The following is a 13,206-nucleotide window of genomic DNA, read 5'->3' on the forward strand; positions in this document are numbered from 1 at the left end:
ACCCACCACGGCGGAACCCGCGCTCCCCTCACAAGGACGGAGAGACTCCGTGACCCCGAGAACCCCCGCCGCGAACCTGCTCCGCGTCGAGAAGGGCCACGCCGAACCCGAGGAACTCGCGGCGCTCACCGCGGTCCTGCTGGCGCGGGCCGCCGCCCGCACCGACGCGCCCACCTCCCGCCACGCCCGACCGAAGGCCGCCTGGCAACGCCTGGAACGCGCCCTCGCCTTCCGCACCCCCCACAGCTGGCAGCACTGAACCGGTCGGACCCTCCGAGTGAGCTGTACTGAACGCTTCTCATCCTGCGTCTGTGGGGGATGGTGTCAGCCCGTGACGAGACAGAGCTCCTGGTCGTTGCGTTGGTGATCTCACTCGCCAACCCGCCGACGCAGGAGCTCTGTTGGTTTCGCATCGTGCCATGCTCGATGTCCCGCACGAGGTGATTGAGCACGTCTCGTGGCTGAATCTACGCCCGAAGGTGTGAGCGCCGCTCGCGCTGGCGCCGCCTGGGCTGCTTCCGCCAGGCCCTCCTCGCACTGGTCCACCTGCGGAAGAACGAGACACTCGCCCAGGTGGCAGCCGGATTCGGAGTCTCCACCGCGACAGCCGGCCGATACGTCACCGAGACCGTCGACGTCCTGGCCGACTCCGCGCCAAGCCTCCTGGACGCGCTCGCCGAACATAACGTGAACGAGTTCCTCATCCTCGACGGCACACTGCTGCGCACCGACCGGGTCGCCGCCGATGAGCCGTACTACTCGATGAAGCACCGCCATCACGGCATGAACGTGCAGGTCCTGGCCCGTCCGGACGGGACCCCGCTGTGGTTCCCGCGGGCACTACGGGCCGCACCCACGACCTGACCTCCCCCAGCCTCCGGCCGGGGGCACCCCCAGCCCGCGCCCACGGGGTGATCCAAGCGTGCCTGTCCCGGCAGATCCTCGTGCTGGCCGACCGCGCCTACCGCGGCGCTGACGACACTGTGCACACTCCGTACTACGGACGCGATCTCCCGCAGACATACGCCGAGTACAACCGCGAGCACGCCCGCCTTCGCGCACTCCGCGAGAGAGCCTTCGCCGCCTCAAGCAGTGGCAGATCTCCCGCAAAGCCCGCTGCAGCCCGAACCGCATCAGCCGCACCATCGCCGCCGTTCACGCCATCGAGATCGCCTGGGACTCAGGATGAGAAGGGGTCAGTCACTTCTCGGACGAGCCGTTCCGGCCTCGTCGGGGATAACACGGACCCGTTCTCACTGATATGAGTCTAGAGACGGGGCCGCAGTTATCCGGGTCCAGTTGAAACATCGACTCATGAATTCCAAACCATATGCGGAGACGAGCGACGCTTCGCCACGCTCTCTCATGGGTGGTCACCACAACTGCACCCATGTCGCACCCCCACAGCTTCCCCCATGTCCGATTTGTGCATTCTACTCACCCCCTCGTCTCTTCGCCAGTCGCACCTGCGGTACCCACTCGCAGTCCATTCTCGCTTAACATCGGCAACATTCGTGGCCGAGCATGGTGTTCACCACCTGGGTGAATCGGCATGGCGGCGCCGCAGAGCCTCGACCAGAAATTGGGAATCAAACAACCAGTGGGAAATGGTGGGGACTGTGAATACCCACCAGGTGAGCCGGACGTTGGCCAGGGAGGCTATCCCGGCTAACCCCGGGTCACGACAACGCCCGAACGCTCCGACGGCAAGGAAGTGGCATGTACCGTTTCAGCGAAACCGGCCGGTGTTGGCGCCTGATAGTCATAGGGGGCGGATCCGCCGCTGCCATCCAGGTCCGCCAAGGGGACGTGCCTCCCCAGGACACCCTGGTCATCGGTGACCGTCTGGGCACAGGAATGGAGTATCTCGACAACTTCACCCTGCAGTCCTACGCCGACGAGCTCAGGCTTTCCCGATGCCAGGAAGCACCCCGGCTCGGAACGACCGGGCAACTCCGGCCCAGCGCTGCCCAGTTCGACGCCTACGTCCGCGAGAGCCTGCTCAGCTCCGGAGCCACGGTGAGGAACGCACGGGTCCCGGAGGTCGAAGGCGAACAGGGCAAGTTCCTCATCCACGTACTCAACGGCGACGGCCGTATGTCCTACGAGCGTGCCGAGGCAGTCGTCCTGGCGACGGGGAGTACCCCCCGTATCCCACCCCCCCGTTGGGCGGACGCCGGGGCCGTTTCCCACGATGTCGTCCACCGCGAACGCTCCCGGCACCAGACGAGCCGGTGGGCGGGCAGAACCGTCCTCGTGGTCGGCTCCGGCAATTCCGCCATGCAGGTCGCCTCGCTGGTCGCCTCGGAGGCCGACGAGGTGGTGGTTCTCGGCAACCGCTACATCGGCATGTTCCCCACGGAGAACCCCGACAAGTACAGCTGGCGCGCCCCTTCCCAACTCGCCTGCGAGCTGGTCGCTAAGTCCGCCATGGAGTGCGGTCAGCCAGGATGGCACACCACGTGCGTGCGCCACCTGGTCTACGACCGTCTCGACGTACACGACGGCGAGATCACATGGACCTACCAGGCCCAGAACAACCAGAACCCCCTGGGGTCCCGGTCCCTCAGCGGCCGGTGCCGACACGCCCAGGGACGACTCATCGGTGCGGGCGGCCTGGCCTGGGAAGAAAGCCGCCGGGTCTCGGAGACCGCCGTAGTCTGGGCGACGGGCAGCGAGCCCGTGCTCCCCGGTGGGCCACTGATCAAGTCCCTGGCCCGGGACACAGACGGCTCGCTCCTGACCGACGAGGCCGGCCGCACCTCCGTGGACGGCGTTCATGCTCTCGGGGCCTGCGCCGGGCAGCGCGCCGTCAACGAAACCACTCCGGCGTTGGTACGCAGGCGCCTGCCCCTCTCGGAGCTCCTGGCGGGGCGGGACGTTCCCGTGGACGCCGAGGTGCCCGCATGACGGGAACGGACCGCCCCTACCGGATCATCGCGGTGGAGGGGATCGACGGATCGGGAAAGTCCACACTGGCTGCCCACCTAGTGCGTCTCCTGGGGCCCAAGGCCCGGTACGAGCGGCTCTCGCCCCGCATGGCAAGCGTCTTCCGTGAACTGGTCGATGAGCCCTCGCAGCATCAGCAACGCTACCAGGACGTCCTCCCCGACGCGCTGCGCCGAAGCGCCTTCCTCGTCGACGCACAGGCACAGTTCCACTATCTGGAAGCGGAGTACGCGGCGTACGACTGGCTCATCTTCGACCGGTGGCTCACCACGTACGACGTATACGCCCCAGAGCGCAGCGTGTACGACGACTACTACCAGCTCCTTATGGACGACCTGCCGCGGCCGGACCTCCTCCTCCACGTCCGCACCCCGCCGCGGACCGCGTTCGCACGCATCACCCAACGTGGGGACTGGACCATCGACCACTGGAGCGCCGACCAGCTGATGGCCGACCTGGAGAGGCTCGACGCGTCATACGTCACGTGCCTTGCTGACGTCCCGCACACGGTCGTGGACGGCTCACCGCCCGCCGCAGCCGTCGCCGACCACGTCCTCGGCCTGATCCACTCCCTCGACCGCCACAGCGATGAAGAGGCAGGGGCATGAGCACGACACCGACCCTGACCGTCCTCGCCGTCGCCGACGCGGGGCCACGTTCCCAGCTGGCCCCCTTCCTCTCCCACGAGGGGCGGCTCGCCGAGCGCGGGGTCTCCGTCCGCCTGCACACCTACGCCGAGGTGCGCAAGGGGGTGCGCGGCCTGCGTGGACCTGTCGGAGTGGTGCTGTTTTTCCCCCACCAGTTCTGGGACGCGCGGATCGAGGACAGAGTCGCGGGCGCCTACGGGACACGAGCCTATGCCGACGCCCTCTCCGCGTACCTGCTGAGCTCCGACCGCCTCCTGCGCCGCACTGTGCCCCAGGGTGTTCACTACCTCAACCCGCCGACGGCGGTCGCCCGCACCAGGGACAAGGCACTGGCGAGACGAGTGCTGGAGCAGGCGGGCGTTCCCGTGCCCCCGGCCGTCGAGAACCCCACCCCCAGGGAGTTGTCGACCGCCCTGAAGTCGGGGCGCTCGCTCTATGTCAAGGCGGTCTGCGGGTCGATGGGCAAGGGCATCACGCATTTGACACCTGAGCGATGGCGCACTAACTACGCCTACCGCGATGGACGGCTGGAGTCCCCCGGTAACGCCTCCGGTGAACAGTGGATCTTCCGGGATGTCGACCCCGGTGACGAAGGCTTCCTGGCCGCGCTCTGCGCCGAATCGGGCTTCGTCTTTGAGCACGAGGTGGGTCTGAGCGTTGCGGGAGCCAAGACGGAGCTGCGGGTCACGGTGGCGAGCGGGGTTGTGATCGACATCGAGGAACGCCGCGCTCCCGCGGGATCGGTCACCACCCGCTCGGTGGAGCTGGGGCGCACGGTAGTCGAAGGCCCCATGTCCCGAAGTGCGACCGCCGGGCCGACGGCGCTGTCCGCGGCACGTGCCCTGGGGTTGCGGTACGCAGTCTTCGACATGGTCACCGACGACGTGGGCCGCTCCTACGTGTTGGACGCCCAGGCGTTCCCGGCCAGTGGGACGAAAGGGGACTTCTGGAGGAAGATCCTCGGCGTACTCGTCCCTCCACTCCTCCCCCGGCCTGCGGCCGAGGGGCATCCGACAGGACTACGAGCGACATGACGATGGCCAATGGCGTGGCAGACAGCGCGGGTAGCACCCGTCTTGCGGGACCGACCCCTATCAGCACTGAAGTCGTCGCGGGCGACGGCTCCGTACACTCGTGGAGCGGATTCAGCACGGGTCCACGCGTGCTCTCCGACGCGGAGGTCGAGGAGCACTGCCGGCTTCTGCTTGGGCACGGCGTCGCCGACGTGGCGGACAGGGCGGCGCGGGAATTGCTCCCGTTCGCTGAGGACCCCGCCGCGCAGGAGGTGGTGCGCGCCGTCATCATGCACTCCGCCACACGGACCACACGGGGCTTCGAAGGCGACCTGTCCGACGTCGTCGCCGGACGTAACCCCTACGACGTCGCCGGCTACCTGGAGAGCCGGGCGGTCACGCTGGCCCGGGAGGGCGACGTAGCGGTCGGTCGCATCACTCCGTGGCGCGAGGCCGTTGCCTTCACCGGCGTCACCGCGGTCGACATCGGCGCCCGCGAGTACTACTACCTCTCCGATGCCTTGCTCACCGTCGCGGCATCGCCTGGGCACTCCGCGCTGCTCCCGCTCCTGGACTGGTACCGCACACACCCGAACGCGGTAGTGCGGCTCTACGCCCTCGATCTGGAGACGCAGATCTTCCTCCTGTGGCTCAAGGAGAGGCTCGGCCTCGACATTCTGCGGGTCGACGCGAACGGGCCTGTCGTGTCAGCCAGTTGGAACCGCAAGGAACATGTCCACCCCACTGTCCCGGACGCGCTGCGAGTCGCCGCGGACGGACTGGAGCCGGACGACCTGCTGGCCCGTGAACAACGGATGTCCTCCGCATACCAGTTGCTCGGTATGGAGATTCCGGTCCTGCCCGGCTATCTCGTCCCGCGCGGCGACGATCCGGAGGAGTTCGCCGCTGGGCTGCGCGCCGCGGCACGCCTGCTCTTGGAGCGCTACGACGTGGAACTGGGCTGCCTCAAACCGTGTGAGGCGGGTGACGGTGCCCGCATCGTGCCCTGTGTGGACCTCCGCGACGAGGAAGCGCTCGCCCGGCACGCGCACGAAGCCCACCAGCACGGCGACGCGTACGCCCTGGAGGCGCACGTCGACTTCGCCACCTGTGACATCGCCGGACGTCAGTTCATCATCACGCCGTCTGGTCACATCCAAGGGGGGCGAGTGGCCGAGGGGCTGACCCTCCAGCTCATGAAGGGCTGTTCCTGGGAAGGCAATGCGACATTGCTTGCCGAGGACTTCGCCGCCTTCGGATTGCCCAAGACCGTATACGCCTCCATGATGGCGGCCGTGCGGGCGATCCTCGACGCGTTCGGAAGTCCGCAGGCCAAGGCGCAGGGCTGCGCGCACAGTCTGGTCACCGGCGGGATCGACTTCGCGGTAGGACGGATCGGGGGGCGCTTCGGTGACCGGCTCGTCCACGGGGTCATCGACTTGAACCTCTCGTCCCACGGCGCGGTGTACATGCGTGCCTTCCAGGACACGCTGTCCGGTGCGGCCGGCCCCGTGCACGTAGCCACCCGTGTCTACCGCCCCGCGGCCAAGGCGGACTTGGCGACCACGATCAGCCGGGCGGAGCAGGAGACGGCACCCTTCAGAGCGGCCCGGGTCGTGGCCAGCGTTCCGGACCGCTGGGGCATGGTCGGTATCTCGGGCACCTCGACGGCGGACGCGGTGTCCGCTGTCGAGGCACTCGTGGCCCGGCTCCACACTGCGGGCCTAGTAGGCGACAGTCCGGCGTGAAGCTGCCTGCGTCAGGGCCCGGAACACACCCCCTCCGACCGGCGATTCGGACGGCAGCTCCTCGGGGTGCCACTGGACTCCCAGGGCGAACCAAGGGCCGTGGGCCTCAATCGCCTCGATCACGCCGTCCGGGGCGTGGGCGACGGCCCTAAGATCCGCCCCGAGCACGGAGACCGCTTGGTGATGTCGGCTGTTCACGAGGATCCGCCCAGCGTCCGTCACCCGCCGCAACCTGCTTCCCTCTGCGATGACGATGTCATGAAAAGCGGTTCCGGCTTCGTCACTATCGTGCCCGGAGGCACCCCGCTGGGTCGGCAGGTCCTGCCACAGGGCCCCGCCCTTGGCCGCGTTGAGCAGCTGGGCGCCCCGGCAAATACCGAGGACAGGTTTCCCGTCTTCCTCCGCCCAGCGCAGCAGGGTCAGTTCCATGGCATCCAGCTCCGGCTGGATCTCTGTGGTGGTGTGCCGCTCGTCGCCGTACAACTCGGGCGCGATGTCCATCCCACCGGGCAGGACAAGGGCCTCGCAGAGGACGTAGAGGTCGCGCAGTGCAGGCTCGGCGACTGGCGCGATGCCGAGCGGAACGGCGCCGGACGCTTCCACAGCCTGGAAATACCCGATGCTCTGCATCCAGCGGTCGGTCTTCTCAGGCCTGCGCCAGGGCCTGAGGGATATTCCAATAATTGGCTCTCGCATGACGAGGAAGCTAGCACAAAATCTCACCGGAAAGGCAAGGAAGGATCGGCGTGACCTATCGCATAGTGGCCCTCGAAGGAGTCGACGGAAGCGGAAAATCCACCCTGCTCAAAAGTCTCCAGACTTCGCTTTCGACTCACGCGAAGGTCGTCCACGCGAGGCCCGCCCGGGCGCTCTCGAAAGCATTCCGGAGAATCGCTGAGGACGGGCGCCCAGAAAATCTCTACCAAGATGCGCTGCCCGCGCATTTCCGGCATTCTGCTTATCTCCTGGAGAGCGCCGTACAGTTCCGCTACGAACAGCAGCGGTTCGAACAGGCGGACTTCGTGATCTTCGACCGCTGGAGACACACCTGGGCTGTGTACTGCGAGGACGTGGTGGAGCACCGGGACTGGTTCGCCCGCATCGAGACCCTGCTTCCCCATCCCGACGTGTTGTTCTGGTTGCGAGTCGATCCCGAGGTGGCCTACGAACGGCTCGTCGCGCGTCAGGACCGCTGGGTGGAGGCGTACTCCCCTGCCGGACTGCGCGCCAAGATCACGAAGCTGTGCGAGCGGTACGAGGAGGTCATGCGGGCCTCCGGTGCCGTCGTTCTCGACGGCACCGGTCCCGCGGCTGAGGTACACGCCGAGGCGCTGGCAGCACTAGCGGCAGAGCCGACGGCCTCAGCCGGCTAGCAGGTCTACCAACGTGCGGTGCAGTGCGGGCCCGCCTTCGAAGAGTACGGCAGTGATCCCCAGCTCACGGGCTGCTCGCACGTTGGTCTCGCGATCGTCCACGAAGAATGCTTCCTCGGCGGTGGCGTCGAGGAAGCCCAGGGCTCCGGCGAAGGCTTCGGCGGTGGGCTTGGTCGCCCGGAGCACGCAGGAGAAAGCGAGAGCGCTGAAGCGATCGTCCACTTCCGGCAGGTGCTGGGGGAGACCCGAGAGCAGCAGCGCGTCGTTGTCCGTGAACAGGGCCGTGCGGTACGAACGGACGAGATCGGCCGCTGCCAGGACGTCTGGGTCGGGCTCGAAAGCGCCGCACCAGATGCGGCGCAGCTCTGCCGAGGTACCGCGGTAACCGAGGCGCTGCCTGATTACCTCCTCCACCTCTTGGGCACTCTTGGCTCCACCATCCCATGAGGAGATCAGTCCCGAGGAGTACAACTCCTCGTCGACTCTCTCCGCTGGAAGGCCGCATGCCTCGCCGAGGATTTCCAGCCGGCGCTCGCGATGAAAGCGGCAGACGACGCCGCCGAGATCGAAAAGGAAAACTCGTGGCTTCATGCGCCGCACATTAGCAAACACCGTCAAAAGAAATACTCCGCGGGCGACCACGCCTTCCACATGTCGCTTGCGTTGACTCGCTTCGGGGGTAATGCCCGATCTATCCCCTGTCGACCTGTCGCCAGGGCGAGTTACGAGGGCTCACGGCCCTGGCGTGACTGTCGGCAGCATGCGGATGATGAATGCGTCCGGTCGGCGTCACAGGTCCGAGCCCCTGGTCGGCGAGCGCCATCCGTCGATGTCCGCGCTACGCCCCTTCTCCCAGGTCAGGCTGCCGGTAGGCCACCTCCTGTGCAACGCGTACTGTCACCGAAAGGATCCAAGCCCGTGGGCAGCAACGAGGTCGAAGCAGGTACCGAGGTCATCGCGCGCATCAAGCAGATGATCGACGACTCAGGTATCAACGAGAACGCCTTCTACCAGACGCTTCGCAAGGAGCCGCTTCCCAAGGAGGTCCTCAAGGAGGTCTTCCAGCAGTACTACTACTACATCCGGACGTTCCCGCAGATCCTGGCTGGACTGGCGGCTCGCGTGGACGACGAGTTCATCCGGCTGAAGAGTGCCCGGACCGTCGTCTCGGAACTGGGTGACGGCCACGGGGACGCGCACTACGTGATGTTCGAGAAGGCGCTCGCGGGCATCGGTGTCGAGCTCGACGACTACCGAACGGTCACGCACGCCCCGGAGGCGGAGCAGTTGGTCGCCAACCTGCGACGCCTGTTCCTGGAGGAGTCGTCGAACTACTCGGTCGGCGCGCACTACGTGATCGAAGAGTTCGGGTTCCCGATGATCGTGAACCTGTACGAGGGCTTCCGTCTCTACGAGGGCTGGGAGCACGAGGACTACAACTACTTCTACCTCCACATCCTCATTGAGGCCAACCACGTGGACTGGGTCCAGGACGCCCTGCTCGCTGCGGCTAAGGAGGAGTCCGCCCGTGAGGAGCTGATCCAGGGCGCGGCCCAGGTGCTGGAGGCACTCTCGGCCTTCTGGGACGGGCTCAACCGCATCGCCACAGCCTGATGAGAACACCCGGGCGGGGCCCGGCGCGCCTCGGGTCCGTCCGGGTGCGGTGGATTCAGGAACGGAAGGACACGGTGAGCACGTCCATCACCACCGAGCCGGACAGCCAGGTAGTCGGCATCTACCAGCGCATGACCGCACTGGCGGCGGAGCATTCCGCAGTCAACCTCTCGCAGGGGATACCCGAACCCGTGTACGACGCTGAGTGGCGAGCGGCGCTGGCGGCCGAAGTGTGCCTCGCTCACTTCCAGTACACACCGTCCGCGGGAACACCCGGACTGCGGGAGTCCGTGGCGAGCCTGTACACCGACGGGCTTCCGGCTCCGGTGATCACCTCCGGCTGCACGGAGTCACTTGCCGCCGTCCTGCTCGGCCTCGCAGACGAGGGGTGCGACACCGTCCTGTGGCTGGAGCCCTTCTACTCCTACTATCCCGGGCTGGCCAGGCTCGCGGGCATGGACACCCGCAGCGTCCCGATCGATCTCACCGGGACCGCACCTCGCCTGGACATGGACCGGCTGGCGGAGGAACTGGCACCGCTTGGCCGCCGCGGGGTGCTCCTGCTCAACTCCCCGCACAACCCCACCGGTTTGGTCCTGAGGCGCCACGAGTGGGCGGCAGTGTGCGAGCTTGTCGATCTACACGGCTTTCATCTCGTGATCGACGACGTGTACCGGGATTTCCGCTACGACGGTCCGGCCGCGCCGTACGCGGCGCTGATGGAGACAGGACGCACCACGGTCGCCGGTGGAGTCTCCAAGTCCTACGCAGCCGCCGGGCTCCGGCTGGGATGGCTGCTGACGCCCGACCGGCTCGCACGCCGTGCTGAGACCGCTCACATGCACCTGTCCAACTGTGCGCCGGATCTGCTCCAGCGGGCCGCCGTCAGGCTGCTCGCCGAGGTGGACTCCATGCGGCTGACGCATACGGCGCAGTCCTACCGCCGCAAGCGGGATCACCTGCTTGCGGCGCTCACCGACAGCGGCTTCACTGCATCAGTGCCCGACGGCGGTCACTTCGTCATGGCCGTGCCTCCCGCGGACCGCCCGTGGGGGCCCGAGCCCGCGGTCGACCTGCTGCGGAACACAGGGGTGTGCGCCCTGCCTCTGGACCACTTCTTCACCCGGCCGGACGCGCCGTGGCTCCGATTCTCCTTCGGAGTCTCCGCTGGACAGGTGGAGGAGGCGGCTCAGCGGCTGAGGCGCGCGCGAACCGCGCGGAACGCCTGAGGCGGGAGGCATCCACCCATGCAAAGGTCCCGGGCAGCCGGGTCCGTTTCACCGGGAGCGAATCGTATGCGAGCAACGCCCATGGCCGCCCATGAGTTCGCCGGTGAGGTGACCGGCTTCGACGTCGCCTCTGCCACCGTGGACGAGATCGGAGAGTTGAGGACTCACCTCTACCAGCACCGGGTAGTGGTCTTGCGCGACCAATCCCTGAGCTCTCAGCAATACCAGACGTTCATGGAGCACCTGGGCCAACCGATTCCCCACGTGCTCCAGAACCTCACTGTGCAGGGTTACCCCTCGATCCTCACCATCTCGGACTACGTCATGGCCGATGGCACTCCTACCGGGGTGCTCGACGGCGGGTCTTACTGGCACGCCGACATGTCGTACCTCCAGGACATCGGCATCGCCACCTCGCTCTACGCGCTGCGTGCCGCCGCACGCTCCGGCGGCACGGCCTTCGCCGATCTGACCCCCGCCTTGGAGCTCATGGCGTTCCGTCCGGACCTCCTCGAACTGCTCGGCTGCGAGAGCGTCGACGAAGTGCTCGCTCTTGACGTCGTCCACCGCTTCGGCAACCGGAGAGCCTTGCAAGACGACGCGGCGGCGAAGCAGTCCCTGTCCCGGGAGCAGCACGCCCAGCTACGGGGGACTCGGCACAAGCTGATCGAGAAGCACCCTGTCACCGGTATACCCAGCCTCTTCGCACCCTCGGGTAGCGCCATGTCCGTCGTCGGGCTCTCCGACGCTGAGTCGGATCGCGCGCTCGACGCGCTGGAGGAGTTCGTCCTGAAGGAGTTGCCCGGCTACACCCACCGGTATCAGCCCGGCGATCTGGTGATCTGGGACAACATGAGCACCCTCCACCGCGGAACTGGGGTCAGCGCGACCCGGAACCTCGAATCCAGCCGTCTCCTGCACAGGATCAACGTGAAGTACGGCGGGATGCTCGCGGATTCGGTGGCTTAGGGCCTGTCCGGCCGATCGCCAGCGAAACATCCGGGCCGCCGCCCACGGGTGACGCGGGCACGAAGTCGTAGTCGTGGACCAGGGCCACATCGAGCTCACCGGCCCGCTGAACGGCAGGCGTGAGGACCACCCGCCTGCCGCTGCGTGCCAGCAAGGCCACGCCTCCACGGATCCACAGCCTGACCCCCACCACCGACACGGCACCGGGCCCCGCCGGTTCCTGGAACCGGCGGGGCCCGGTGCCGTGTGGAGACGGGACTATGACGCGGCGGCGGGTGCCCGGCTCGGCGAGTCCTGCACGGGCTCCTCGTCGGTGCCGTCCCAGTCGTCGAGGCTGAGGGACGTGGCGTTGTCGTAGGCGTCGCGGTCGAGGATCTTCTCGCGGGCGGAGACGATGACCGGGACGGCCGCCTGGCCGGCGACGTTGGTCGCGGTGCGGATCATGTCGAGCACCGGGTCGATGGCCAGCAGCAGTCCGACGCCCTCGAGCGGCAGGCCGAGCGTGGAGAGCGTGAGGGTGGTCATCACGGTGGCGCCGGTGAGGCCGGCGGTGGCGGCGGAGCCGATGACCGAGACGAAGACGATCAGCAGGTAGTCCTGGATGCCCAGGCTGACGTCGAAGATCTCCGCGACGAAGATCGCGGCCAGCGCCGGGTAGATGGCGGCGCAGCCGTCCATCTTGGTGGTGGCGCCGAACGGCACGGCGAACGAGGCGTACTCACGCGGCACGCCGAGGCGTTCGGTGACCTTCTGGGTGACCGGCATGGTGCCGACCGAGGAGCGGGAGACGAAGGCCAGCTGGAGCGCGGGCCACGCGCCGCGGAAGAACTGCACCGGGTTGACCCGGCCGGCGAGCGCCAGCAGCAGCGGGTAGACGCCGAACATCACCAGCAGCGAGCCGACGTAGACGTCGATGGTGAAGGTGGCGTACTGGCCGAGCAGGTCCCAGCCGTACTCGTTGATGGCGTGGCCGATGAGGCCGAGGGTGCCGAGCGGGGCGAGGCGGATGACCCACCACAGCGCCTTCTGGAGCAGCGCCAGCGCGGCCTCGCCGAAGGTCAGCAGCGGGGCGGCCTTCTCGCCGAGCTTGAGCGCGGCGATGCCGACGACCACGGCCATGAAGACGATCTGGAGCACCTTCAGTTCGGTGAAGGGCGTGATGACGTTGTCGGGGACGATGCCGGTGAGGAAGTCGATCCAGGAGCCGGACTTCTCGGGGGCGGCGCCGTCGGCCGGGGTGAGGCCGGTGCCGGAGCCGGGGCTGGTGAGCAGGCCGATGGTGAGGCCGATGGAGACCGCGATGAGCGAGGTGATCAGGAACCACAGCAGCGTGCGGCCGGCCAGCCGGGCGGCGTTGGAGACGTTGCGCAGGTTGGTGATCGAGACGACGATCGCGAAGAACACCAGGGGGGCGACGGCCAGCTTCAGCAGCTGGACGAACGTGCCGCCGATCTTGTCGAGGGTGGTGCCGAGCCACGCTATGTCGCCGCTGCGGGCTATCCAGCCGAGGAGGACGCCGAGGACCAGACCGGCGAGGATCTGCGCCCAGAACGGCACCTTCGGGAGCCGGGACCGGACGGATCCGGTGCCGCCCGCCCGGCTGGCGGTCGACGTGGGGGACGAGGAGGCGGACACGTACACACTCCGTGGGTGAGGAGACGGAC

The 13,206-nt window shown here is 67.5% G+C and carries 12 protein-coding genes and 1 pseudogene; 10 read left to right on the forward strand and 3 right to left on the reverse strand.

All coding sequences use genetic code 11. From position 1 onward, the window contains the following. Window positions 1–49: 49 nt before the first annotated feature. From GL263_RS10835 to GL263_RS10860, 6 genes and pseudogenes are all read left to right on the forward strand, one after another. Window positions 50–259: an acyl-CoA carboxylase epsilon subunit gene (locus GL263_RS10835; protein WP_182855410.1), complete on the forward strand. Its 210-nt coding sequence runs from the start codon at window positions 50–52 to the stop codon at window positions 257–259. Between the two features lie 160 nt (window positions 260–419). After that, window positions 420–1,189: pseudogene (locus GL263_RS10840) on the forward strand (transposase family protein). A gap of 530 nt (window positions 1,190–1,719) precedes the next feature. After that, window positions 1,720–2,910, forward strand: a complete 1,191-nt coding sequence (locus GL263_RS10845) for an FAD-dependent oxidoreductase (RefSeq protein ID WP_182855411.1) — start codon at window positions 1,720–1,722, stop codon at window positions 2,908–2,910. Further along, window positions 2,907–3,557, forward strand: coding sequence for a deoxynucleoside kinase (locus GL263_RS10850; protein ID WP_182855412.1), 651 nt, complete (start codon window positions 2,907–2,909; stop codon window positions 3,555–3,557). The genes GL263_RS10845 and GL263_RS10850 overlap by 4 nt, the downstream gene beginning before the upstream one ends. Further along, complete coding sequence (locus GL263_RS10855) at window positions 3,554–4,630, forward strand: ATP-grasp domain-containing protein (protein ID WP_182855413.1); 1,077 nt, start codon at window positions 3,554–3,556, stop codon at window positions 4,628–4,630. Before GL263_RS10850 ends, GL263_RS10855 begins: the two co-directional genes overlap by 4 nt. Then, window positions 4,627–6,357, forward strand: a complete 1,731-nt coding sequence (locus tag GL263_RS10860; RefSeq protein ID WP_182855414.1) for a hypothetical protein — start codon at window positions 4,627–4,629, stop codon at window positions 6,355–6,357. Before GL263_RS10855 ends, GL263_RS10860 begins: the two co-directional genes overlap by 4 nt. Here GL263_RS10860 and GL263_RS10865 read toward each other — a convergent pair. Beyond that, window positions 6,334–7,053, reverse strand: a complete 720-nt coding sequence (locus tag GL263_RS10865; protein WP_228456395.1) for a gamma-glutamyl-gamma-aminobutyrate hydrolase family protein — start codon at window positions 7,051–7,053, stop codon at window positions 6,334–6,336. The two genes, GL263_RS10860 and GL263_RS10865, sit on opposite strands and share 24 nt — an antisense overlap. 50 nt (window positions 7,054–7,103) lie before the next feature. Between GL263_RS10865 and GL263_RS10870 the strand changes: the two genes are divergently transcribed. Beyond that, window positions 7,104–7,730 (forward strand): nucleoside/nucleotide kinase family protein, encoded by a 627-nt coding sequence (locus tag GL263_RS10870; RefSeq protein WP_182855416.1) that lies wholly within the window; start codon window positions 7,104–7,106, stop codon window positions 7,728–7,730. Here GL263_RS10870 and GL263_RS10875 read toward each other — a convergent pair. Further along, a complete protein-coding gene (locus GL263_RS10875) occupies window positions 7,719–8,321 on the reverse strand; it encodes an HAD family hydrolase (protein WP_182855417.1) in 603 nt (200 codons plus the stop codon). The genes GL263_RS10870 and GL263_RS10875 overlap by 12 nt on opposite strands. Window positions 8,322–8,648: 327 nt before the next feature. On the opposite strand from GL263_RS10875, the gene GL263_RS10880 reads away from it, so the two are divergent. The 3 genes from GL263_RS10880 to GL263_RS10890 all read left to right on the forward strand — a co-directional run bounded on the left by GL263_RS10880 (window position 8,649) and on the right by GL263_RS10890 (window position 11,542). Further along, window positions 8,649–9,344 (forward strand): iron-containing redox enzyme family protein, encoded by a 696-nt coding sequence (locus GL263_RS10880; protein ID WP_323379342.1) that lies wholly within the window; start codon window positions 8,649–8,651, stop codon window positions 9,342–9,344. A 74-nt stretch (window positions 9,345–9,418) separates the two neighbouring features. Next, on the forward strand, window positions 9,419–10,573 hold the full coding sequence (locus GL263_RS10885; RefSeq protein WP_182855418.1) for a pyridoxal phosphate-dependent aminotransferase: 1,155 nt from the start codon (window positions 9,419–9,421) through the stop codon (window positions 10,571–10,573). Between the two features lie 81 nt (window positions 10,574–10,654). After that, window positions 10,655–11,542 carry a TauD/TfdA dioxygenase family protein gene (locus GL263_RS10890; RefSeq protein ID WP_182855419.1) on the forward strand — a complete coding sequence of 296 codons (888 nt, stop codon included), beginning with the start codon at window positions 10,655–10,657 and terminating at the stop codon, window positions 11,540–11,542. Window positions 11,543–11,800: 258 nt separating this feature from the next. Here the strand turns inward: GL263_RS10890 and GL263_RS10895 are convergent, their stop codons facing one another. Continuing rightward, the gene (locus tag GL263_RS10895) at window positions 11,801–13,177 is read right to left on the reverse strand and encodes a dicarboxylate/amino acid:cation symporter (protein ID WP_182855420.1); all 1,377 of its coding nucleotides are present in this window, start codon (window positions 13,175–13,177) and stop codon (window positions 11,801–11,803) included. Between the last annotated feature and the right edge of the window lie 29 nt (window positions 13,178–13,206).

This window comes from Streptomyces durbertensis, from assembly GCF_014156695.1.
GTDB classification, from domain to species: Bacteria; Actinomycetota; Actinomycetes; order Streptomycetales; family Streptomycetaceae; genus Streptomyces; species Streptomyces durbertensis.